Origin of the sequence: Bacillus sp. B2-WWTP-C-10-Post-4 (genome assembly GCF_009183805.1) — a bacterium.
Taxonomy (GTDB): Bacteria; Bacillota; Bacilli; order Bacillales; family Bacillaceae_G; genus Bacillus_A; species Bacillus_A cereus.
This window is the reverse complement of record NZ_WEII01000005.1, coordinates 95,707-118,608: the sequence shown is the minus strand read 5'-3', so window position 1 is coordinate 118,608 and position 22,902 is coordinate 95,707. Positions and strand designations below refer to the sequence as shown.

The window sequence follows — 22,902 nt, the reverse complement described above, 5'->3', positions numbered from 1 at the left end:
ATGTTTAAACGCTTTTCTTCTCTTCTTTATCTTGCTTTAACTCAATGTACGCTTCAGTTTTTTTTTCCACTGCATTTGAGTCTTTCATAAATAATTCACGCGCTTCTTTCATACCACCATCTTCAGCAACTACTGGCTCTTCTTCTGCTTTCAGCTCATCTACCTTTGGAGATACAGCTTGAATTTCAATCGTTTCTGGCTTTTCTTCTGGCTCAACTTTTTTCTTACTAAAAATTTCTTTCGTTTCTTTTAACGTCTCTACAACAGATGGCGTTAATTTTTTAATTTCTGCTACTTTCGCTTTTACCACATTGAAATCAGCAAGTTCGCGTCCTTTATCTGTAACAGTTTGCACTTTTTCTTTGATCTTTGCATTTTCACCAATTTCAATCATCTTTGTTTTTGCTTTTTCTGCTGTATTTTTTACTTTTTCACGGTTTTCTTTCTTTAACATGGATACAGCTACACCTGCCGCTACACCAATCGCAATGTTTCGAGCAATATTATTTTTCTTTGCCATATTCCTTCACCCTTTCATTTCTTATGTTAGAAAGTATTTCTTTCTAAGCTTCCTCATATTCCTTGTTCATTTCGAATGAAAGCTAATAGCTTTGCACACCCTTCTGTTACAAGGTCATATACTTCTTGGAAATTCCCTGTATAGTAAGGGTCAGGAACGTCTGTCCAGCCACCGTCTGGAACAAAGTCGGACAGCCTACCAATATAGCCTCCAGTTTTACCTAAACTTTTTAAATCTGCTATATTCTTGTTGTCCATGGCAATAATATAATCAAACTTTGTTAAGTCTTCTTTTTCTACTTGCCTTGCTTTAATTCCTTCAAAAGTGACTGCATTTTCTTTTAAAATTTTTTGTGTTCCTTTATGTGGCGGATGGCCAACATGCCAATCTCCAGTTCCTGCAGAATCAATGACAATTTTCTCTTCAAGTCCCTCTTTTACGACAAGATTTCGAAAAATCGCTTCTGCCATCGGAGAACGGCAAATGTTCCCAAGACAAACAAACAATACTTGAACCATACTTTTGTTTCTTCCCTTCTTGGTGCATTTCTTAATATATACTTATAGTATAAACAACCAATTATTAAATATAAAGGAAATCCCTACTAATTTAATGGGATTGAAAAGATTCATTAACGAAAATGATAAAAAATGTTAAGATAGCCTTATGTTATTTTAAAGGGGGACACTTCGGTGGATTTATCCGTAAAGTCAGAAGAAAACGTTGAATATATGGTCGAAGCTATTAAAGAAAAATTACGTATGGTTAATGCTGGAGCGATGAGAGCTGCTAGTTTTAACGAAGAAATGTACGAAGATTTACGTGACATTTATGATCATGTTATGAAACGTGAAACATTCAGCATTAGTGAAATGCAAGCTATTACAGAAGAATTAGGTACATTAATTAAAAAGTAAAAAAGCCTCTCTTATATGAGGCTCTTTTTTATTTCCAACAAATTCATGACAACTCATCTCTTTCCCTCAACCAACTGTAAAATATTGTACAATAGAAGTAGAACCTCATCTTAGATTTTTTCTCCATACATACTACTCACAAATAATAGCAACACTACCATTGCTAACTGTTTTTACTGGAGGTGCTTACTTATGAGCAATTGGTACAGTAAGACGAAAGATCAAACATTAATTGACCTAGAAACAAACGAACAACACGGTTTAACAGATGAAATTGTAAGTGAACGTTTAAAGCAATACGGTTCTAATGAATTAGCTACAAAACAAAAACGCACTTTATGGCAGCGTATTTTCGCCCAAATTAATGACGTCCTCGTATATGTCCTTATTATTGCTGCCCTTATTTCTGCCTTTGTAGGTGAATGGGCGGATGCCAGTATTATCGCGCTTGTTGTAGTTTTAAATGCTGTTATCGGTGTTGTCCAAGAATCTAAAGCAGAACAAGCTTTAGAGGCACTAAAAAAGATGGCAACACCTAAAGCTATCGTCAAGAGACATGGTGAACTAAAAGAAATTCCATCTGAACACGTCGTTCCAGGGGATATCGTTATGCTCGATGCCGGACGATATATCCCATGCGATTTACGCCTTATTGAAACCGCAAATTTAAAAGTTGAAGAATCTGCTCTAACTGGTGAATCTGTCCCTGTTGATAAAGAGGCAATCTACCACCCTTCCATGCAAAGTGATGAACAAGTACCACTCGGCGATCAAAAAAACATGGCCTTTATGTCTACTCTTGTAACATACGGAAGAGGCGTCGGTGTTGCTGTTGAAACTGGAATGAACTCACAAATTGGTAAGATTGCTACCCTTTTACATGAAGCAGACGATGATATGACACCACTTCAAAAAAGCTTAGCACAAGTCGGAAAATATTTAGGCTTTGTCGCTGTAGCTATTTGTATCATTATGTTCCTCATCGGTTTTTTACAAGGCCGGGATACGTTAGAAATGTTTATGACTGCTATTAGTTTAGCCGTTGCAGCTATTCCAGAAGGCTTGCCAGCTATCGTTTCCATCGTTCTTGCAATTGGTGTGCAACGTATGATTAAACAAAACGTTATCATTCGCAAACTACCAGCTGTTGAAGCCCTCGGTTCTGTCACAATTATTTGTTCAGATAAAACAGGTACGTTAACGCAAAATAAAATGACCGTTACTCACTTTTATAGTGATAACACATACGATCGCTTAGAAAGTTTAAATGTAAATAATGATGCGCAACGTCTATTGTTAGAAAATATGGTGCTATGTAATGATGCGTCTTATAATAAAGAATCACAAACGGGAGACCCGACTGAAATTGCACTTCTCGTTGCTGGAACCACTTTTAACATGCAAAAAGATTATTTAGAAAAAATACATGAACGTGTTAACGAAGTACCTTTCGATTCAGATCGTAAAATGATGTCAACCGTGCATACATACGATGAAAGCTACTATAGCATGACGAAAGGCGCTATCGATAAGCTCTTACCTAGATGTACCCACATATTTAAAAACGGTAAAATAGAGGATCTAACAGAGGCTGATAAAAATCAAATATTAGAAGCTGCTGGGGCAATGTCTCGAGAAGCTTTAAGAGTGCTTTCATTCGCATTTAAACAATACAATTCAAGCAATGTGGATATAGATCATCTCGAAGAAAACCTCATCTTTATTGGTCTTGTCGGTATGATTGATCCACCGCGAACTGAAGTAAAAGATTCCATTACAGAATGTAAAAAAGCCGGTATTCGCACAGTTATGATTACTGGAGATCATAAAGATACCGCCTTTGCGATTGCCAAAGAACTTGGTATTGCTGAAGAAATATCTGAAATTATGATTGGAACTGAATTAGATAACATTTCAGATACAGAGCTAGCAAGCAAAATTAATCACTTGAATGTATTCGCGAGGGTCTCTCCAGAGCATAAAGTGAAAATTGTAAAGGCATTACGCGCGAAAGGAAATATCGTTTCTATGACTGGTGATGGCGTCAATGACGCTCCATCTTTAAAACAAGCAGATGTTGGCGTAGCGATGGGCATTACAGGAACAGACGTTGCAAAAGGGGCAGCAGATGTCGTGTTAACAGATGATAATTTCTCATCTATTGTGAAAGCCGTTGAAGAAGGTAGAAATATTTATCGTAACATAAAAAAATCAATTCTCTTTCTACTCTCTTGTAACTTCGGAGAAATTATCGCTTTATTTTTAGCGATTTTACTCGGCTGGGCAACACCACTACGACCTATTCATATTTTGTGGGTGAATTTAATTACAGATACACTGCCTGCATTATCACTTGGGGTTGATCCTGAAGATCCAGATGTGATGAAGGAAAAACCACGACATGCGAAAGAAAGCTTATTTAGTGGCAGCGTTCCTTTCCTGATTTTCAATGGAGTTATCATTGGACTTTTAACGCTAATAGCTTTTATCGCCGGAGCAAAATTCTATACTGGAGATACAAATTTATTCCCTCTTTTCCCAGAGCGAATTGATGAAGATGCTCTATTACACGCTCAAACGATGGCATTTGTCGTTCTTAGTTTTTCTCAGCTCGTTCATTCATTTAACTTGCGTTCAAGAACGAAATCCATTTTTTCAATTTGGGTATTTACAAATAAATATTTAGTCTTCTCTCTTCTTATCGGTATTTTAATGCAAGTTTGTATCATCTCTATCCCACCTCTTGCAAATATATTCGGTGTACATGCATTAACGATGCGAGATTGGGGATTTGTTCTCTTATTAAGTATCATTCCACTTGTTGTGAATGAGATTATTAAATTAGTGAAGAGAAACTAAAAGGCAATGAGGAATAGTCCTCATTGCCTTTTCATTTACCCTTGTAATTCTTTTTTAATGTTCTCAGTTAATGTAGCCATACGTTTGCGGCTTTCTTCACGCTCACGTTTGTTTTGCTCTTCAATTTGTTGTGTTTCTTGCATACCTCTTGAAATAATGTTCCAAGTTTCCTCAAGCGTTTCCATCTTAATACTAGAAGAACCTGATAATCTTGCTACTTCTACACTTTGCGTTGCGATATTTTGTGCATTTTTCTTAAGTAATTCATTTGTACGGCGATCCAGTTCAGCCATAGAATCTGCAACAAGCTTTTGACGCTTCGCATTTACCGCTTGAATGATACCATTTTTAAAAATAGGAATCGTTGTAATAAATGCTGTATTAATTTTACCAATTAATTTATTATTACCACGTTGAATCATACGAATTTGTGGTGCTGTAAGTAACGCAACCATACGTGCTTTTTCTAAATCATCAATACGTTGCTCTAAAATTTCAACAGAGTTTTTAAGCGACTCTAATTCAATACCTGCTAATTGATCATTATTACGCACACGCTCTTCATACATCGGAACTAATTCTGTATTTAAACGCTCTAATAGCATTTCTCCTGCTACTACGTACTTCTCTAAGTCTAAATAATATTTTAAGTTTTGCTCATACAAGCCATCTAACGTACCAATTGATTTTTTCATCTCATCTTGGTACTTCGTAATTTCCACATATACTTTATCAATTTCACGGCCCATCGTTTGATACTTGCTAAAAATTTGTTCTATCATTTTATCCGCTTTTTTGAACATACGTGAGAAGAAACCACTTTTCTCTTCCGCAAAGTCTTTGCTATCAAATCTGTCCATAATTTTACCAAGCTGTTTTAATAATTCACCAGAATCTTCTATCTTTGATAATGACATTGTATGTAAAATTTGATCAGCAAAACGTGAAATTTCCATAGAAGGTTCTTTTCCAAGTTCAATTAATTCTAATTGATCTTTAATATCTACCGCATTATAAATACGTTGTACATCCGCATCTTTTCTAAGTTGTAAGCGAACATCTTGTGCTGTTTGCTCATTTAATTCTGTTTTCGGATCTAGTACGACTGGGTTATTCATATAGTATTCTCCCTTTCCTTATAAAAATGGACGAAATAGTCCTTTTATTGTTTGTGATAAATTTTTATAAGCTGATGAACCATGAAACTCAAGATCGAAATTAACCTCTTCAAGCCAATGGGAATCAAATGCCCCCGCTTCAATATACGGTTCAATATCGTTTCTTCCCGTTGGATTGAAATGGAATACATCTACTCCAATTTGATTTAAAAATAGTAATAAAACAGCATCAGAACGAGTTAACTCTCCACTCTTCTCATTATTAAATATAACAATTTTCGGTACATCTTGTGAATAATCAAATTTCTCAAGCTGTTCTAAAATATTCGGTGGTATTTGAGAAAGTTGCGCGAAAACATATAGCGCTACATCTTGTTTCGTCTCTTTCGCAATTGGTTTGCACATTTCACTTTCACACGTATGGATAATCGCTTCTGCAATCCCATGTTGTAAACCTTCCGGTAAACGCTTATGCGGCCACCAATGGCTATTCATAATTAAATCAGGATGTAATTTCCCCCCACGGTCTAATGCATCTCGGTAATGATATTGGAAATTTGCTTTTTGTTCTTTCGTAAACGGGAATGTATTAATTAATAAACTATTATCAAATGATGTAACAGCCTTTAATCGTTGAAAATACTCTTTATCATTCTTTGAAACACCTGATATTTTCGCAAATAAAGAAGGGATATAAATGTGTTTATTTTCAACAAAGAATGTCGGACGTACAAACGCCTTTTCTTTCGTAATTAAAAAGAGTTCATCATATGTTGTTTTTAGTGTACGAGCTACAGGCGTATAGGAACGGAATTGCCACGGCTTGTACAGCAGTGAATTATCGTGGTGAAGTACTTGCTCAATTTCTTTTGAAGCTTGATACGCTACTGTTGCCACACGCTCGCGGCGGCGATCTGGAAATGGTTCAAGAGAAATACGGCCTGGATGAGACACAATAAAGGTCCTTCCCTCTTCATCGACATTCTCAAATCCATCTTTTCCTTCTGGATGATAATAAAGCACATCACAACCGAGCATAATAAGAAAGTATAAGAAATATATACGGCTTTCCTGTGCATCACCATACCAAACGATACGCGGCATTTGTTTCTTATAGTTAATTGTAGAGAACCACTTCGCTACGTAATTTTCGCTTAGTTTAATTATGTCGATTAAGAAACGACGGAAGCCTTCTGTCTTTAACGACTGATTATGTTGTTTCTCATATAATTTCAATAGTGAAATAAACGTCGTATGTATGTAATGCTGTAAATCAGGATTGTCTACTTTCGGTAAAAGTTGTTTCCCAGATAAGTGTGCAACTAACCTATTTACTGTCAGACCATTTGGTGCTTCTTGATGTAATCCGAACACTTCTTGAATATGACGAAGCTTTTCCGAATCAATCACTTTGTTTAAATTTTGTTCGTGTAAAACTTCGATTCCTTTCGCTTCACTATAATCAAACAGTTCATTAAAATATTCATCTACATCATTAGGAACGCCAAGGATTCGACATGCTATATAACTAAATTTCATCTCATTCTCTGTCAGTTCATATTGTGGACGTTTTTCTAAAAGCGTTTCAAATTGCTTTAAATCTGATTCATCTTTTAATGCATATGGTTGAAGTGTAAAACGTGAAAACACAACAGTTCACCTCCAAAAACATTTACGTTTTTTCTAAGTCCTTCTTCTATTATAAACTATTTTTGGTTATAAAAAATGGGCGCTCACAAAACGAGCAAACCCATTTCAATTATTTATTGTCTTCTTTAGTAGCTGCAACTTCTTCTTTAGCTTGTCCAGAATTCTTCATGTAGTGAATTATAAATGTTGCTCCAAATGCTACAACTAAAATAATAAAGAATAGTGTATGACTAATCTCAATCTCGATTAAAGACAGTAACATTTTCGATGCAATAATTAAGATTAAAATGTATGCTGTCGTTTCAAGCTCTGGAATACGCTCTAACAATTTCAAGAATACACCGGCAATACCACGCATCATTAAAATACCTAGCATTCCGCCTAATAATAAAATCCAAACTTCATTAGATACACCAAATGCAGCAAGTACACTATCTACAGAGAATGCGATATCCATTAATTCGACCATTGCAACTGTTCCCCAGAAGACACCGAACATTCTGAAGAAAATACTGTTTTGGTTCATACCATGAGCTTCCTCTTCTTCACCTGCACCTTTACGCTTATCAATAAAGTATTTTACTGATAACCAAGCAAGGTAAAGTGCACCAAGAAGTTTTACCCACCATAATTTAATTAAGAACATTCCAATTCCAATTGCAATAAAGCGGAATATATAAGCTCCAATAAGTCCATAGAATAATGCTTTTTTACGTTTCTCTTCAGGAAGGTGTTTTACCATTACTGCTAACACAAGTGCGTTATCAGCAGATAACAACCCTTCAAGTACAACAAGTGTACCAATTAATCCCCAAGATACTGGATCTTGCAACACTTTAATCCACATGTCCAAGTCGAAAAACTGAGCATACGTATCAAGGATTCCTTGCAAAATACTCATCTTACCTTTATCCCCTATTCTTTGCTAGATTTATAGAAAGGTCAAAAAAAGGAAACGAATATCGTTTCCTTTCTATGCATCCAAGCCATACGCTCTTACAAGCGCACCTAAACCACCTTGGAATCCACTTCCTACTGCATTAAACTTCCACTGTCCATTATGACGGTATAATTCACAAAAGACAACTGCTGTTTCGATGGAGAAATCTTCCCCTAAATCAAAACGAAGAACTTCTTCATTCGTCTCTTCATTCGCTAAACGAACAAACGCATTTCCTACTTGTCCAAAGTTTTGACTACGGCCTTCCGCATCATAAATCGTAACTGTAATAGCAATTCTGTGCACATCTGCTGGAACTTTCTTCAAATCTACAACAAGTTGCTCATCGTCACCTTCACCTTCACCTGTACGGTTATCTCCTGTATGTAAAACAGATCCACAAGGAGACTGTAAATTATTATAGAAGATAAAATCAGTTTCCTTCGTACATTTTCCGTTTGCATCTAATAAAAAGGCAGATGCATCTAAATCGAAATCGGCTCCGCCGTCATAAGATTTAATATCCCATCCAAGACCAATTACTGCTTTTGTTAAACCAGGGCTTGTCTTACCTAAATCGATTTTCTGGCCTTTTTGTAATTGAATAACCATCTATATTCACCTCTATATTTTTATCTTTAAAAATATATCCATCAGTAAACATACATTTCACCGATGGATATACAAATCAAATCTATTACTCTACATCTAAACCAAAGTTATTACATAGAGACGCTAATCCACCTTGGAATCCACTTCCGATTGCATTGAATTTCCAGTCACCTGCATGACGATATAATTCACCTACTACTACGGCTGTTTCAATAGAGAAATCTTCTCCTAAATCGTAACGAATTAATTCTGCATTCTTTTCTTCGTCGAGAATACGTACGAAAGAATTAGAAACTTGTCCGAAGTTTTGGCTACGGCCTTCTCCATCATAAATTGTAATTGTGAAACAAATACGTTCGATGTGAGCAGGAACATTTTTCAAATCTACTTTAATCGCTTCGTCATCGCCTTCACCTTCACCAGTGCGGTTATCTCCTAAATGCTCTACAGCACCATTCGCACCTTTTGGATTATTATAGAAAACGAAATCTTCAGCTCCTGAAACTTTACCATTCGCACCTACTAAGAAAATACTAACATCTAAGTCGAAATCGTTTTGTCCGTCATAACGATTCGTGTCCCAACCAAGTCCTACAAGAACTTTCGAAAGACCTGGATTCGTTTTTGTTAAGTCTACCTTTTGTCCCTTTTTCAATGAAATTGATGCCATATACAATTCCTCCTCGGTTATTTTATTGATAACGTGATACAATCTCACTTAAGTTTTTATCTTGCGTGCCTTCTCCAACTGCTGAAAACTTCCATTCACTTCCGTGACGATACATTTCACCTGCAATTAGAGTCGTTTTGCCAGCATAATTATCCGATAAATTATAGCGTGCTAATTCTTCACCAGTTTGCGGGTTTTGAATACGAATATATGCATTACGAATCATCCCGAAATCTTGACGACGATTTACACAGTCATAAATATTTACAACGAATACTAAACGATTAATACGGCTCGGAACTTTATGTAATTCTACGAAAATTGTTTCGTCATCACCAGCGCCTTCACCTGTTAAATTATCTCCTGAATGAATAATACTACCACAAGTAGAAAGTTTATTTCCGAAGTAAACTAAATCATTTTTGTTTAAAAAACGATCTCCTTCTAACATAACAACAGATGCATCACAATCTACATTTGGTTTACTTCCAAATAATGAAGACAGAAATCCACCTGATTGCCCAATTGGATCCCAGCCTAAGCCAACCTGTAGTTTTGCTACTTTTGGTTGTCCTTTCGTTAAATCGATCTTTTGACCTTTTTCTAAAATAATAGGCATGAAGTTTCTCCCTTTCTACAAAGCATTTTCCAAATCGGAAAATATTGTATTCTTCTCTTATATTGTAGCATTATTTACCTAGCGATAAAAAGGATAAATTCTCAGTTATATGAAAACATTCATATAATTTACTTATGATGATGTAAGAAGTGGTAAATAGCACCAATCATTCCTGCACAATTACCGTTTTGTGCAAGTTCAATCTCACAATTATTATAAATCTCTTGATTTAAGTATTTACTGATTTCTTCTTTTACTTCTTTTAAAAACTCATTTCCTCTATCGGTAATTCCTCCACCAATAATAATCGTTTCTGGATTAAAAATATAAGCAAGATTACTAATTCCGATTGCCAAATGTTTAAAGAAGATCCCAACTGCTTGAGCAACTTCCCGATCTCCTTTATCATACAACTCGAAAATTCTTTTCCCATTCCACTCGCCTTTGCCTTTATATTTTCTTACAAGCCGAATTAATCCTGAAATCGAAGCAACCTCTTCAAACGTTTTTCCTTCTATTAGCATATTCCCCCATTCACCAGCACTAAATGAATGTCCTCGGTGCAATTCTCCATCTATAAAAATTGCTCCCCCAACTCCTGTTCCAATGGTGAGCATAATAAAGTTCTTTTTCTCTCTTCCACTACCATTCCACTTTTCTCCAAACGCTGCACAATTCACATCATTGTCAATCGATACTGGAACTTTTAATATCTCTTGCAATCTATCAATAATAGGAATAGTACTATATCCCGGAATATGATCGGCACCTCCCATCACAATTCCTTTATTAATATCAACAATTCCCGCAGTGCTAATACCAATTCCTGCAATAGTATGTTCATTCATTATTTCTTTGGATACATATATAAGTTTTTGAATAATTTGTTCTCCGCCTAAATGAATTTCTGTTGCAACTGTTTTATGCTTTAATACTCTCCCTATTTCTGAAACAATACCATACTTAATTTGCGTACCGCCAATATCAAACGCTATATACTCTTTCATCTACTGCCACTTCCTCTACCGTTATGAATGTAAATTCTCCACCTCTATTATTTGTAGGAAATCTACATTAACTCTTTTCTGCTTTGACAAATACACCACCTTTTTCTATATATAGTTTTTTTTGCATAAAACTCTTTTTCCTAAGAAATATTACAAAGGGATGTATTTTAGATGGAACATTCATTTCTTAGGAGGAAAACCATGACGAAAATCTTCATTTTAGCATCAACACTCTCTCTATCTTTTTTTAGCGGTTTAAATATCGGTAATGCTGCAACTGAAAACTTCCAACCATTAACAAACGCTATTGTACAAAATAGCGATCATTTTGCAGAAGGAAACTCAAAGGATAATAATAAACCTCCAGGAAATAACGGTTCTCAGGACGATAGTGGTTCTGGTGGCAGTGGCTCACACGGCGGTAATGGCTCTCAAGGTGGCAATCGTGTTAAAGGTGATAGCAGTTCTCAAGGTGGTAATGGCTCTCAAGGCAATCGTGTTAAAGGTGATAGCAGTTCTCAAGGTGGTAATGGCTCTCAAGGCAATCGTGTTAAAGGCGATAGCAATTCTGAGGAGGGCAAAGGTTCTCAAGGGGATAATGTAAAAGATAATACAAAAAAACAAGGTGATAAATTACCTAATACTGCAACGCATTACCCTATATCTATTTTAATGGGTCTTTCAACATTCCTAATTGGTATGTTACTGTTTATTCGTCGTAAAAACGTAAAATAAGAGCAGCATCCTTCCATCAAAAGAATACATGAAATACAGTATAAAACTAAAAAGGACTTTGGATTATATTTTATTATGCAGCCCAAAGTCCTTTTTATCACCTATCAGAAAAAGTATTAATACGCTTTTCCCCAATACACCATTTGTTTAGCTTCTTTACCACAACAAATGCATTCTTCAGCTAAATGCTCTTGCTCAAAAGGCATACAACGTGAAGATACTCCAACTTCTTCTTTTAGTTTTTCTTCACAAGCTAATTCCCCGCACCACATTGCCTTAATAAAGCCTTGCTTTTCGTCAGCTATTTTTTTCATCTCTTCGAAATTTGTCGCAACATACGTATTCTCATCGCGAAATGCTTTTGCTTTATTAAATAAAGCAATATGAATTTCTTCAAGTAATGCTGGAATACGTTCTTCTAATTGATCCATTGGTACAAACTCTTTTTCCTTCGTATCTCTTCTTACAAGTACAACTTGATTCTTTTCAATATCTTTAGGGCCAACTTCTAATCGAATTGGAATCCCCTTCATTTCATACTCATTAAATTTCCAGCCTGGTGTTTTATTACTAGCATCTATTTTTACTCGTGCAACCTTTTGAATATGTGCTTGTAACTCTATTGCTTTTGCTAAAACTCCTTCTTTATGCTGAGCAATTGGTACAATAACAACTTGCACTGGAGCGACTTTTGGTGGCATTACAAGTCCATTATTATCACTATGAACCATTATTAGCCCGCCTATCATTCTTGTTGATACACCCCAAGATGTTTGGTGCACATATTGCCACTTACCGTTACGATCTAAAAACTTAATATCAAATGCTTCTGAGAAATTCGTCCCAAAGTTATGAGAGGTTCCTGTTTGAAGTGCTTTTCCATCATGCATTAAACTTTCAATTGTATAAGTTGCCTTTGCTCCAGCAAACTTCTCTTTTTCTGTTTTTTGTCCTTTAATAACTGGTATTGCTAAATAATCCTCACAGAAAGAAGCATATAAGTTTAAAATATTTAATGTTTCAGCCTGCGATTCTTCTGCCGTTTCATGGATTGTATGACCCTCTTGCCATAAAAATTCAGTCGTACGAAGGAACGGCCTAGTTGTCTTCTCCCAACGAACTACTGAACACCACTGATTATATAACTTTGGCAAATCATTATAGGATTGCACAATTTTTGAAAAGTGCTCACAGAATAAAGTTTCAGATGTAGGACGTACACAAAGTCTTTCCGCTAACTTTTCATCTCCACCATGCGTAACCCATGCTACTTCAGGAGCAAATCCTTCAACATGATCCTTCTCTTTTTGCAATAAACTCTCTGGGATAAACATTGGCATATATACATTTTCATGGCCAGTTTCTTTTAACTTCTCATCCATCACCTTCTGCATATTCTCCCATAAGGCATAACCATACGGACGTAAAATCATGCACCCTTTTACACTTGAATAATCAACAAGTTCGGCTTTTTTTACAATATCGGTATACCACTGCGCAAAGTCCTCTTCCATCTTCGTAATGGCTTGCACTTGTTCTTTTGCCATAGTCAGTCTTCCTCCTTCTAGAAAATACAAAAAAGCCCGCGTCCCTAAATAGGGACCGAGCTTTGCCGGCGTTACCACCCTGATTCATGCACAAAAATTGCGCATGCTCTCTTTTTGATAACGGGAAATTCCCGCTGCATATGCAGAACTCAAAGGCAGGTTCCATATTGCCTTTTTAAGAATCTTTCAGCCTGGCGGATTCTCTCTCTGCTAAAAAGGTTGAACATGTACTAGTCCTTTTTCATCGTTATAACGAAATAAATTTGTTGATTATCATAATACAAATTCTTTTTTAAAACAATAGCTAATTTTCTTATTATTATATATTCTTTTCGTTTTTTACAGTTTTATACGTAGCTTTTCCGCGTAATTTTCACAAGTTGATGTGCAATCATACCGATAAGTGTACCAAGTAGGACAAAGAAACCAATAAATCCATATCCCATTCCTTCCCACCCACCAATAACCATCATTGTAACGGGAAAGGACGCTAAGCAAAGAAGTATTAAACTAAGTGCAAATATAATATCGAACTGTTTGTCTGGAAACCGTTTCTTTAGTAAATATGAAATAGCAAATACAAGGATAATCGTAATTCCACCAATGATGTAAAAGATACCAAATCCATCTAACCAATCCATAGTGTTTCCTCCTTCCATAGATTCCCTTATACTTAATTATATGTTTAATTTTTCTGAAAATAAATAATGAATTTTCACCTAAAAATATATTTTTATTACTAGGTATTAATAGTAATATATAAGAATAGGTTTTATATAATCAGGAGGGAACTTTATGGATAAAGCATTAACAAACCACGTCATTATTTTATCATTCGACTGTTTATCAGCTTTAGATTTTCCTATACTACAAAAACTACCTCATTTCCAATCTCTAATAAAAAAGGGCACGGTTGTCGAAAAAGTAGAACCAATTTATCCTTCTGTAACATATCCAAGCCACTCAACAATTGTAACTGGTAATTACCCTAACAAGCACGGTGTTGTTAGCAATACGTTACTTCAACCAGGGCGTGAATCACCTGATTGGCATTGGTACCGAAAATCAATAAAAGGAACAACATTGTATGATGAAGCGCGCAAAGCAAATTTAACGACAGCCGCCCTTCTATGGCCTGTTACTGGAAGAGCGAACATCGATTACAATTTACCAGAAATTTTCCCCAATAGACCTTGGCAAAATCAAGTGTTAGTTTCCTTATTTAGCGGTAGCCCACTATACCAATTAGATTTAAATCGTCGTTTCGGCCATATAAGAAATGGTTTATCACAACCAGAGCTGGATGATTTCGTCCTCGCCTCTGCTGTCCATACAATCCAGACGAAAAAGCCTAATGTCATGTTTGTACATTTCACCGATCTAGACACCCAAAGACACTATCACGGCTTTGAATCTAACGAAACAATAGCTGCTATCCAGAGACATGACGAACGTCTAGGGAAAATTATTCAAGCACTAAAAGAAAGTGACCTATACGAAGAAAGTACAATTATTGCCCTTGGTGATCATAGCGCTTTAAGTGAAAACAAATCCATCCAATTAAATGTGCTATTCCATCAAAGAGGACTTATATCTCTTAATAAAAAAGGAAAATTAGTAGACTGGAAAGCCTATTGCCAAAGTTGCGACGGCTCTGCCTATGTATATGTAAAGGACAAAAATGATACGGATACAATTCGCGAGGTACAACTACTCCTTGAAGACCTACTTCAAAATAAACAAAACGGAATTGAATTTATACTTCATGATGAAGCTGCCAAAGACTGCGGTGCAGACGGTAATTGTTTATTCATGTTAGAAGCACGAGAAGGGTATTATTTCACTGAAAACTATACAGGAGATTTCATAAAAGAAATTACTGAAAAAGATGTTACGCCTAGTAAAAAATATACATTTGGTACGCATGGATACTCTCCAACAAAACCTAACTATGAAACAATTTTTATCGCTGCTGGGAAAGGAATAAAAAGTGGCTTTACCGTCCCGTATATGAGACTTATTGATGAAGGTCCAACTATCTCTAGACTACTCGGTTTACACTTAGGTAAAACAGACGGAGCAATTGTAGAGGATTTACTCCAATTGTAAAGAACTGTGTATATATGTAAAAGTTATGTAAAATTCATCACTGTTTCTCTTTTTATAATTTTTATTTTTGTACACTGTTAGTAAAACAAATTTAAGGGGGAACATTATATGAAAAAAATGTCCAGACAAGAAAAAAGCTGGATATTATACGATTGGGCGAACTCTGTATACTCGCTCGTCATTACAACTGCATTATTTCCAATTTACTTTAAAGCAGCTGCAAAAGAAGCTGGACTATCTGGGGCAACTTCAACAGCATATTGGGGATATGCAAACTCATTCGCAACACTTTTAATTTCTATACTTGCTCCTATTCTTGGCACAGTTGCTGATTATAAAGGATTTAAAAAACGTTTTTTCACATTCTTCTTTGGACTCGGTATCGTATTTACAAGTATGTTAGCAGTCGTTCCAACCTCTCAGTGGTACTTATTGCTAGGGTGCTATATGCTCGCCTTAATCGGCTTTGCTGGAGCAAACATTTTCTATGATGCATTTTTAGTAGACGTCACTTCTGAAGATAGAATGGACCGAATTTCTACAAGAGGATTTGCATTAGGTTATATCGGGAGTACAATTCCTTTTATCGGTTGTATCGCTCTTATTATTCTTTCTCAAAAAGGAACTATTCCCTTATCGGTCGGCATTGCTAGTCAAATTTCCTTTGCAATAACAGCTCTTTGGTGGGGGTTATTTACAATTCCAATGCTAAAAAACGTAGAGCAAACACACTATATTGAGCGTCATCCAAGACCTATTAGAATGAGCTTCAAACGTCTTGCTGATACTTTTAAAAATATTAAAGAATATAAAACTGTATTTATGTTTCTAATCGCTTACTTTTTCTATATTGACGGAGTCGATACAATTATTACTATGTCTACCGCTTACGGAACCGATCTCGGTATTAGTGCAACGAATCTATTAATCATATTATTTGTAACACAAATTGTCGCTTGTCCATTTGCTTTACTATACGGAAAATTATCTGAAACATTTACTGGCAAAAAAATGCTATATGTCGGTATCATTATTTATATCATTATTTGCACATATGCTTATTTTTTAAAAACGACACTTGATTTTTGGATTTTAGCAATGTTAGTTGCTACATCTCAAGGTGGTATTCAAGCACTAAGTCGTTCATACTTTGCAAAACTAGTACCAAAAGAATCTGCTAATGAATTCTTCGGATTTTATAATATATTTGGGAAGTTTGCCGCAATTATGGGTCCGGTATTAGTCGGTGTTACAACGCAATTAACAGGAAAAACAAACGCTGGTGTTCTTAGTATTATTGTTCTATTTATTATCGGAGGATTCTTACTAACTAGAGTTCCAGAAAATAATACATCCGTTACACCACCTAGTCCAAAGACTAAAACGCTATAAGAAAAGATCCTCTTCTCATAAGAAGAGGATCTTTTTTATTTTTAAAGGTGCGCCTTATAATGAACGACTCTACTGCTTGTACAAAAATAATTTATCAACAGTTGTTCCTAATACTTCAGCTAAACGGAACGCTAACGCTAAGCTTGGATCATATTTATTATTCTCAATTGCATTTATCGTTTGTCTAGAAACCTTACATTTATCAGCTAATGCGCCTTGTGAAATATTATTTTCAGTGCGTAATTCATAGATTTGATTTTTCACACCATTGCTCCTAACCTGTAAAATCGTTTTTACAACATCAGTATATAATTGGCTCATATAGTTGTCAAAAGTTCCTCAAAGAAAAAAGGAGCAATATTGCTCCCTTACAATAGTTATTTTGAAGCTAATGAATTTGTTAGTGCCTCTTTGTTAGCGATATCTTCTTTCTTTATTTGCATACGTACAACTGGCCCTATCGCTAATAAAATAAGTGCCATCGCTATACAAAACACAGTAACTAGTGAAGTTAGTTCCTTTAATCCTCCAGCTAATGAAGTTCCAATTAGCATTGCCCCCATAAACAGTGGTAAAATCGTTCCATTTACTCTTCCAACCATATTTTCTGGTACAAGTTGAATCATAAGCGTACCGACAACAATATTAACACAAGCTAAACAAATACCTGTTCCAAATCTCATGAAACTAGTAATCCAAAATGATGTAGATAGCCCTTCTACTAAAAATGAAATGGCTAATATACCCATACCGAATACAAACATCTTTTTCGGATTCACTTTTGAAGCGAAAACTGCAGCAACAATACCACCGAGTAACATACCTATTCCGTCAGCTGCCGCTAAATATTGAACAGCTTCTTTTTCCATACCTAAACGTTCAATTACAAGGAATACTTCTAATGGATTCGTTAATCCAACAGCTAAACCCATAATTGTAAAAGTGATCGTAATCATACGTAAATTTTTCGTATGAAGAACATACTTCCAACCTTCTTTTATATCATTTTTTAATGAGTCTCTCGCCACCTGCTCTTTTTCAACCCATTTTGGTAAGAATGAAAGGGCGATAGCAGATAACAAAAATAAAATGATTAAGCTATATAGTGATGTAAATAAACCAAGTTGTGTATACACAAGCGATCCTACCACTGGTCCAAAAATCAGAAATAATGACTGTAATGTTTGGTTAAATGCAATCGCATTTGCTACCTCTCCTTCTTTTACATAGCGCTTAAATATACGCGAAGATGAGGGCTGAGAAAACTGACCTACAATCGCGGAAATGAGTGTTGCAAAAAATATAGCCTGCCAATAATCCAGCTTTAACAACAAGACAATTCCTATAATAGACAGTACACTTAATACATCTCCAGCGACCATTGTTCTTTTCGGATTCCAGCGATCAGCTAGCGCACCACCGATAAACGAGAAAATAAAAATAGGTGCATATTCCATAACTGATAACAACGAAACAGAAACTGGATCATTATTCGTTCGCTCCATTATAAAATACAAAAGAGCCATATTTCTGATCCAAATTGCAAATTGTTGTAAAATATCAGACGCCATAACGAGCATAAATGCTCGGTTTTTAAATAAAGCGTTCATTTTCATTCCCCTTTCACAAACCGACCGTTCGGTCTAATTTTTTTTGTAAGAAAAGCAACTGACCTATTATTCAGCTGCCATTCCTTTTAACAATACATCTATTGCCTTTTTATAAATACGTTTCAGCTCTTTATAATCTAATTCGTAGTAAAGCACTCCAAGTCCTGATAATAATCCATTTACAATATACATAAGATCACGAGTATTATCTTCACGGAACTCTCCAGACTCTATACCTACTTCAATTAATTTCTCAAACATAACATATGATTCTCTAGTTAAAGCTAACAGTTCATCCAGAATCTCTTTACTTACAACTTGGCTCATAGAGAATTCCTCTATTGCATTTGAAATTGGTTGCTGTATGTCCTCTACATGATATTCGGCGAGACCATATAGTTTTTCAGTACTAGTGCTATACAACTTCTCTTTTTCATTCCATTTTTCAATCCAATCATACGTATGCTGTTTCACTACAAATAAAAATAATTCTTCTTTACTTTTAAAGTGATAATAAATACTTCCTTTACTTCGCTCTGTAATTTCACAAATCTCTTCCATAGATGTAGCTGCGTAGCCCTTCTGTGAAAATAGACTTTCTGCTTTATATGCAATTTCTTTCTTTATCTCTTCTGCGCTTCTTCTCATATTCACACCTCTTTAAACCGACCGTTCAGTCTAATAATAACAAATCAAAAACCTCTATCGCAAGAGGCTATATTCCTTATTTAAGAAAACGTACTTTCAAACCAATTTCGAATCATATGTATGGTTCCAAATTTAAATGCTAATTTAACAAGAAATACGCCTCCCGCAGCTAATAAAAATAACACTACTTTCCCCTTATTTTTCACTTTCGGTTCCCTTTTCATTTCCATTCCCCTTAGTATGTTAAAAATATTAAACAAACGTTTGTTTAACTGTGTTTATGCATATGTAAGCCGACTAATCAAACGTTTGTTTAAAAAGAAATACGCCTATATAAGGCGCATTTTTATCAATCACCACCGCCACCGCAGCTTCCTCCGCTATCTCCCCCAAAAGATCCTCCACAATCATGTGAGCCGCCATCATGCGAGCTATCATTATCAGATCCAGCAAAGAAAAATAATGGTGATGAGCTGTTAGATGAATTATGAATGTTATTTTGTTTTGTAAGATTTACCTTCTTTTTGTTCGATCGAACTGCTGTTACGATTGTTCCAACTACAACAAATAATAGTATGACAATAATAAATTCCATTTAAAAGCCTCCCTTATTCCTCGAATAATTGAATGGTTCTCTCTAGATTTTCAAGTGAAATGAAGCGTGATTCACGAAGAATTTCTTTTCCATTATGAAATAATAAAATTGTTGGCCCTGTAAATACTCCATATCGCCCCGCAATCTCCTGCATGTCTTGTAGTAATATCTCTATTTTCTCTACGTAATCATAATTCTCTAATACGCAATTTACTTTTCTTAGCATAACATCACAAACACCACAATTTTCCGTTTTAATAAACAGAAGTACCAATTGTTGTTCTTCGATATAGGTCGCTAATTCTTCTATCGTTTTAAATGTAGTCATCTTATCCCTCTTAGCGTAATTTACGAAATACTTTGTCTTGATACATACGAAAAGCTGAACTATCTTTAATCTTTCTCTTTTCCATTACCTGCTGAAAACGAAGCGTTTTTGCTGTTAACTCTTCTCCTAATCTCTTTCTCTCTTCTTCATCATAACAGCAAGCAATTAGATCCTCTATTTTTAATATATCTTTTTGTAGTTCCATTTCTGGTGGAATCATTCCCGCATTTTTTAAAATTTTATAACTCATTCTAAGTTCTGGAGGTACCATTGAAAGATCTTCTAATTGTAGTGGTTTTCCTTTTCCCGGAAGATAATCAAGATCACCATTCCTTATTGCTTGTCGAATTTTTTCTTCAGCAATGTTCAAAAACACATCCACACTATTCCCTCCTTTACATATTTTTACTATTATTTTACATGATATTTCCTTATCTTTCTATGCCTTTAATAATTGGCTCCATACAATTTTTTCTCAAATTTATTTATAATGAGCTTTTTCCTCCCATACCGATCTTTCGTTTTCATATACAGTTTGTATTCAAGCCTTTTTGTATTGAGAAAGTCTTTTTCAATTTAATAAAGCGTTTACACTAAATCTTACATTTGTTACGATTTAATCACCCCCAGCTCCCTTGTATAGACTTCGTGATGTCTGATCATTTTATCTAGACGTTTTATACGTCTAGATTCATTTTGATTTATTGGCGTATGCCTTTAAATATATCTTTTATTTTGAAAGGAGAAATGGCTATGAGGTCTCAAAAATTCACACTGTTATTACTATCTCTACTACTTTTCTTACCTCTTTTTCTCACAAATTTTATTAATCCAAATCTCGCATTAGCAGATTCACCAAAGCAAAGTCAAAAAATTGTTGGATACTTTCCTTCGTGGGGCGTTTACGGACGTAATTATCAAGTTGCTGACATTGATGCATCAAAACTTACTCACCTTAACTATGCTTTCGCGGATATTTGTTGGAACGGAAAACATGGAAACCCTTCTACTCATCCTGATAATCCAAATAAACAAACGTGGAACTGTAAAGAATCTGGTGTACCATTGCAAAATAAAGAGGTTCCTAATGGTACTCTCGTACTCGGTGAACCATGGGCTGATGTTACCAAATCGTATCCTGGCTCAGGGACAACTTGGGAAGATTGCGATAAATATGCCCGTTGCGGAAATTTCGGGGAACTAAAACGATTAAAAGCTAAATATCCTCACTTAAAAACAATTATTTCCGTTGGTGGCTGGACTTGGTCTAACCGCTTTTCTGATATGGCCGCTGATGAAAAAACAAGAAAAGTATTTGCTGAATCTACAGTAGCTTTTCTTCGCGCATATGGGTTTGATGGCGTAGATTTAGACTGGGAATATCCGGGCGTTGAAACGATTCCTGGTGGTAGTTATCGTCCTGAAGATAAACAAAATTTCACTCTCCTTCTTCAAGACGTCCGAAATGCTTTGAATAAAGCAGGTGCTGAAGATGGCAAACAATATTTACTAACAATCGCTTCAGGTGCAAGTCAACGCTACGCTGATCATACAGAACTAAAGAAAATTTCTCAAATACTCGATTGGATTAATATTATGACATATGATTTCCACGGCGGATGGGAAGCTACTTCTAATCATAATGCAGCTCTATATAAGGATCCAAATGACCCAGCAGCAAATACGAATTTTTACGTAGATGGTGCTATAAATGTTTATACAAATGAAGGTGTTCCAGTCGATAAACTAGTATTAGGCGTACCCTTTTACGGACGTGGCTGGAAAAGTTGTGGCAAAGAAAATAACGGACAATATCAACCTTGCAAACCAGGTAGTGATGGGAAACTTGCTTCTAAAGGTACTTGGGATGATTACTCTACCGGTGACACAGGTGTGTATGATTACGGTGATTTAGCAGCCAATTACGTTAATAAAAATGGTTTTGTACGCTACTGGAATGACACAGCTAAAGTACCTTACTTATATAATGCAACTACAGGCACATTTATTAGCTACGATGACAATGAATCTATGAAATACAAAACAGACTATATAAAGACGAACGGTTTAAATGGAGCAATGTTTTGGGAACTAAGCGGAGATTGCCGTACAAGTCCAAAATATAGTTGCAGTGGTCCAAAATTACTTGATACGCTAGTAAAAGAATTACTTGGTGGACCTATTAGTCAAAAAGATACTGAGCCACCAACGAATGTTAAAAACATTGTAGTTACGAATAAAAATTCAAACTCAGTTCAATTAAACTGGACTGTATCTACTGATAACGTAGGAGTTACGGAATATGAAATTACTGCTGGAGAAGAGAAATGGAGTACAACAACAAATAGCATTACAATTAAAAACTTAAAACCTAATACGGAATACAAATTTTCGGTAATTGCCAAAGATGCTGCTGGAAATAAATCACAACCTACCGCTCTTACTGTCAAAACGGATGAAGCTAATACGACACCTCCTGATGGAAATGGTACTGCTACATTTTCAGTCACTTCGAATTGGGGCAGCGGTTATAACTTCTCGATTATAATCAAAAATAATGGAACGACTCCTATTAAAAATTGGAAATTAGAATTTGATTATAGCGGCAATTTAACACAAGTTTGGGATTCTAAAATTAGTAGTAAAACAAATAATCATTATGTAATTACGAACGCAGGATGGAATGGTGAAATTCCTCCTGGTGGATCTATTACAATTGGCGGTGCAGGAACAGGTAATCCTGCCGAACTTTTAAATGCCGTCATTAGCGAAAACTAGACGTAATATCCATTAATTACTTCAATAAAGTTTGAATTTAGGTTTGAGCAATACCTCCTAAATTCAAACTTTTAATTTTATGAAAAATCAAAAATATCACAATAACCTATTATAATTATATTTAATTTCTAATATGAAGTTTATATGAAGTTCATTTGAATTTTACATGAATTCCCTTTAATTTCTATTGTCTTCCTATAATATCCATATTATCCTTTACATAAAGGAATTATTTTTATTCCATTTTG

General features: G+C 35.4%; 24 protein-coding genes and 1 other annotated feature. Of the genes, 6 read left to right on the top strand and 18 right to left on the bottom strand.

Annotated features, from left to right (window positions below):
* Nucleotides 1–4 precede the first annotated feature (4 nt).
* Complete coding sequence (locus GBN78_RS04995) at nucleotides 5–520, bottom strand: DUF4075 domain-containing protein (protein WP_001085388.1); 516 nt, start codon at nucleotides 518–520, stop codon at nucleotides 5–7.
* A gap of 53 nt (nucleotides 521–573) precedes the next feature.
* Nucleotides 574–1,038: a low molecular weight protein-tyrosine-phosphatase gene (locus GBN78_RS04990; RefSeq protein ID WP_000250916.1), complete on the bottom strand. Its 465-nt coding sequence runs from the start codon at nucleotides 1,036–1,038 to the stop codon at nucleotides 574–576.
* Between the two features lie 174 nt (nucleotides 1,039–1,212).
* Between GBN78_RS04990 and GBN78_RS04985 the strand changes: the two genes are divergently transcribed.
* Together GBN78_RS04985 and GBN78_RS04980 are read left to right on the top strand one after the other, a co-directional pair.
* Nucleotides 1,213–1,437, top strand: a complete 225-nt coding sequence (locus GBN78_RS04985) for a DUF1128 domain-containing protein (RefSeq protein ID WP_000366196.1) — start codon at nucleotides 1,213–1,215, stop codon at nucleotides 1,435–1,437.
* Between the two features lie 192 nt (nucleotides 1,438–1,629).
* Nucleotides 1,630–4,296, top strand: coding sequence for a cation-translocating P-type ATPase (locus tag GBN78_RS04980; RefSeq protein WP_152127020.1), 2,667 nt, complete (start codon nucleotides 1,630–1,632; stop codon nucleotides 4,294–4,296).
* A gap of 35 nt (nucleotides 4,297–4,331) precedes the next feature.
* Here the strand turns inward: GBN78_RS04980 and GBN78_RS04975 are convergent, their stop codons facing one another.
* The 7 genes from GBN78_RS04975 to GBN78_RS04945 all read right to left on the bottom strand — a co-directional run bounded on the left by GBN78_RS04975 (nucleotide 4,332) and on the right by GBN78_RS04945 (nucleotide 10,912).
* Nucleotides 4,332–5,414, bottom strand: a complete 1,083-nt coding sequence (locus GBN78_RS04975) for a toxic anion resistance protein (RefSeq protein ID WP_001064405.1) — start codon at nucleotides 5,412–5,414, stop codon at nucleotides 4,332–4,334.
* 18 nt (nucleotides 5,415–5,432) lie between these two features.
* Nucleotides 5,433–7,064 (bottom strand): YceG family protein, encoded by a 1,632-nt coding sequence (locus GBN78_RS04970; protein WP_000492867.1) that lies wholly within the window; start codon nucleotides 7,062–7,064, stop codon nucleotides 5,433–5,435.
* A gap of 109 nt (nucleotides 7,065–7,173) precedes the next feature.
* Nucleotides 7,174–7,965 (bottom strand): TerC family protein, encoded by a 792-nt coding sequence (locus GBN78_RS04965; protein WP_000025688.1) that lies wholly within the window; start codon nucleotides 7,963–7,965, stop codon nucleotides 7,174–7,176.
* Between the two features lie 72 nt (nucleotides 7,966–8,037).
* Nucleotides 8,038–8,616, bottom strand: coding sequence for a TerD family protein (locus GBN78_RS04960; RefSeq protein ID WP_000236642.1), 579 nt, complete (start codon nucleotides 8,614–8,616; stop codon nucleotides 8,038–8,040).
* Nucleotides 8,617–8,701: 85 nt separating this feature from the next.
* Nucleotides 8,702–9,286 carry a TerD family protein gene (locus GBN78_RS04955; protein ID WP_000146726.1) on the bottom strand — a complete coding sequence of 195 codons (585 nt, stop codon included), beginning with the start codon at nucleotides 9,284–9,286 and terminating at the stop codon, nucleotides 8,702–8,704.
* A gap of 22 nt (nucleotides 9,287–9,308) precedes the next feature.
* Nucleotides 9,309–9,905, bottom strand: coding sequence for a TerD family protein (locus GBN78_RS04950; protein WP_001121586.1), 597 nt, complete (start codon nucleotides 9,903–9,905; stop codon nucleotides 9,309–9,311).
* A gap of 128 nt (nucleotides 9,906–10,033) precedes the next feature.
* On the bottom strand, nucleotides 10,034–10,912 hold the full coding sequence (locus GBN78_RS04945) for an ROK family protein (RefSeq protein WP_152127018.1): 879 nt from the start codon (nucleotides 10,910–10,912) through the stop codon (nucleotides 10,034–10,036).
* Nucleotides 10,913–11,113: 201 nt separating this feature from the next.
* On the opposite strand from GBN78_RS04945, the gene GBN78_RS04940 reads away from it, so the two are divergent.
* A complete protein-coding gene (locus tag GBN78_RS04940) occupies nucleotides 11,114–11,647 on the top strand; it encodes an LPXTG cell wall anchor domain-containing protein (protein ID WP_152127016.1) in 534 nt (177 codons plus the stop codon).
* A gap of 116 nt (nucleotides 11,648–11,763) precedes the next feature.
* On the opposite strand, the gene proS is transcribed toward GBN78_RS04940, so the two are convergent.
* Both proS and GBN78_RS04930 read right to left on the bottom strand, forming a co-directional pair.
* Entirely contained in the window at nucleotides 11,764–13,194 is a 1,431-nt protein-coding gene (gene proS, locus GBN78_RS04935) for a proline--tRNA ligase (RefSeq protein ID WP_001040974.1), read from the bottom strand.
* A 47-nt stretch (nucleotides 13,195–13,241) separates the two neighbouring features.
* Nucleotides 13,242–13,448, bottom strand: a binding site (T-box leader).
* A 93-nt stretch (nucleotides 13,449–13,541) separates the two neighbouring features.
* Nucleotides 13,542–13,835, bottom strand: coding sequence for a YesK-like family protein (locus GBN78_RS04930; RefSeq protein WP_000383853.1), 294 nt, complete (start codon nucleotides 13,833–13,835; stop codon nucleotides 13,542–13,544).
* A 154-nt stretch (nucleotides 13,836–13,989) separates the two neighbouring features.
* Between GBN78_RS04930 and GBN78_RS04925 the strand changes: the two genes are divergently transcribed.
* Together GBN78_RS04925 and GBN78_RS04920 are read left to right on the top strand one after the other, a co-directional pair.
* Complete coding sequence (locus GBN78_RS04925) at nucleotides 13,990–15,303, top strand: alkaline phosphatase family protein (RefSeq protein ID WP_152127014.1); 1,314 nt, start codon at nucleotides 13,990–13,992, stop codon at nucleotides 15,301–15,303.
* Between the two features lie 108 nt (nucleotides 15,304–15,411).
* Nucleotides 15,412–16,695, top strand: coding sequence for an MFS transporter (locus tag GBN78_RS04920; protein ID WP_000738812.1), 1,284 nt, complete (start codon nucleotides 15,412–15,414; stop codon nucleotides 16,693–16,695).
* Between the two features lie 69 nt (nucleotides 16,696–16,764).
* On the opposite strand, the gene GBN78_RS04915 is transcribed toward GBN78_RS04920, so the two are convergent.
* From GBN78_RS04915 to GBN78_RS04885, 7 genes are all read right to left on the bottom strand, one after another.
* A complete protein-coding gene (locus GBN78_RS04915; RefSeq protein WP_002023181.1) occupies nucleotides 16,765–17,016 on the bottom strand; it encodes a helix-turn-helix transcriptional regulator in 252 nt (83 codons plus the stop codon).
* Between the two features lie 56 nt (nucleotides 17,017–17,072).
* Nucleotides 17,073–18,305, bottom strand: coding sequence for an MFS transporter (locus tag GBN78_RS04910; RefSeq protein WP_000992567.1), 1,233 nt, complete (start codon nucleotides 18,303–18,305; stop codon nucleotides 17,073–17,075).
* Nucleotides 18,306–18,371: 66 nt separating this feature from the next.
* Nucleotides 18,372–18,953, bottom strand: coding sequence for a TetR/AcrR family transcriptional regulator (locus tag GBN78_RS04905; RefSeq protein ID WP_001254433.1), 582 nt, complete (start codon nucleotides 18,951–18,953; stop codon nucleotides 18,372–18,374).
* A gap of 80 nt (nucleotides 18,954–19,033) precedes the next feature.
* Nucleotides 19,034–19,177, bottom strand: a complete 144-nt coding sequence (locus tag GBN78_RS04900) for a hypothetical protein (RefSeq protein WP_016111322.1) — start codon at nucleotides 19,175–19,177, stop codon at nucleotides 19,034–19,036.
* 125 nt (nucleotides 19,178–19,302) lie between these two features.
* Nucleotides 19,303–19,548, bottom strand: a complete 246-nt coding sequence (locus GBN78_RS04895) for a hypothetical protein (RefSeq protein WP_000394369.1) — start codon at nucleotides 19,546–19,548, stop codon at nucleotides 19,303–19,305.
* 13 nt (nucleotides 19,549–19,561) lie between these two features.
* Nucleotides 19,562–19,876 carry a thioredoxin family protein gene (locus GBN78_RS04890; RefSeq protein WP_000206517.1) on the bottom strand — a complete coding sequence of 105 codons (315 nt, stop codon included), beginning with the start codon at nucleotides 19,874–19,876 and terminating at the stop codon, nucleotides 19,562–19,564.
* Nucleotides 19,877–19,886: 10 nt separating this feature from the next.
* Complete coding sequence (locus GBN78_RS04885) at nucleotides 19,887–20,258, bottom strand: DnaJ family domain-containing protein (RefSeq protein ID WP_050821541.1); 372 nt, start codon at nucleotides 20,256–20,258, stop codon at nucleotides 19,887–19,889.
* A gap of 371 nt (nucleotides 20,259–20,629) precedes the next feature.
* Here GBN78_RS04885 and GBN78_RS04875 point away from each other — a divergent pair, with 371 nt between their 5' ends.
* Nucleotides 20,630–22,654 (top strand): glycosyl hydrolase family 18 protein, encoded by a 2,025-nt coding sequence (locus GBN78_RS04875; protein WP_152127012.1) that lies wholly within the window; start codon nucleotides 20,630–20,632, stop codon nucleotides 22,652–22,654.
* The last annotated feature ends 248 nt before the right edge of the window (nucleotides 22,655–22,902 follow it).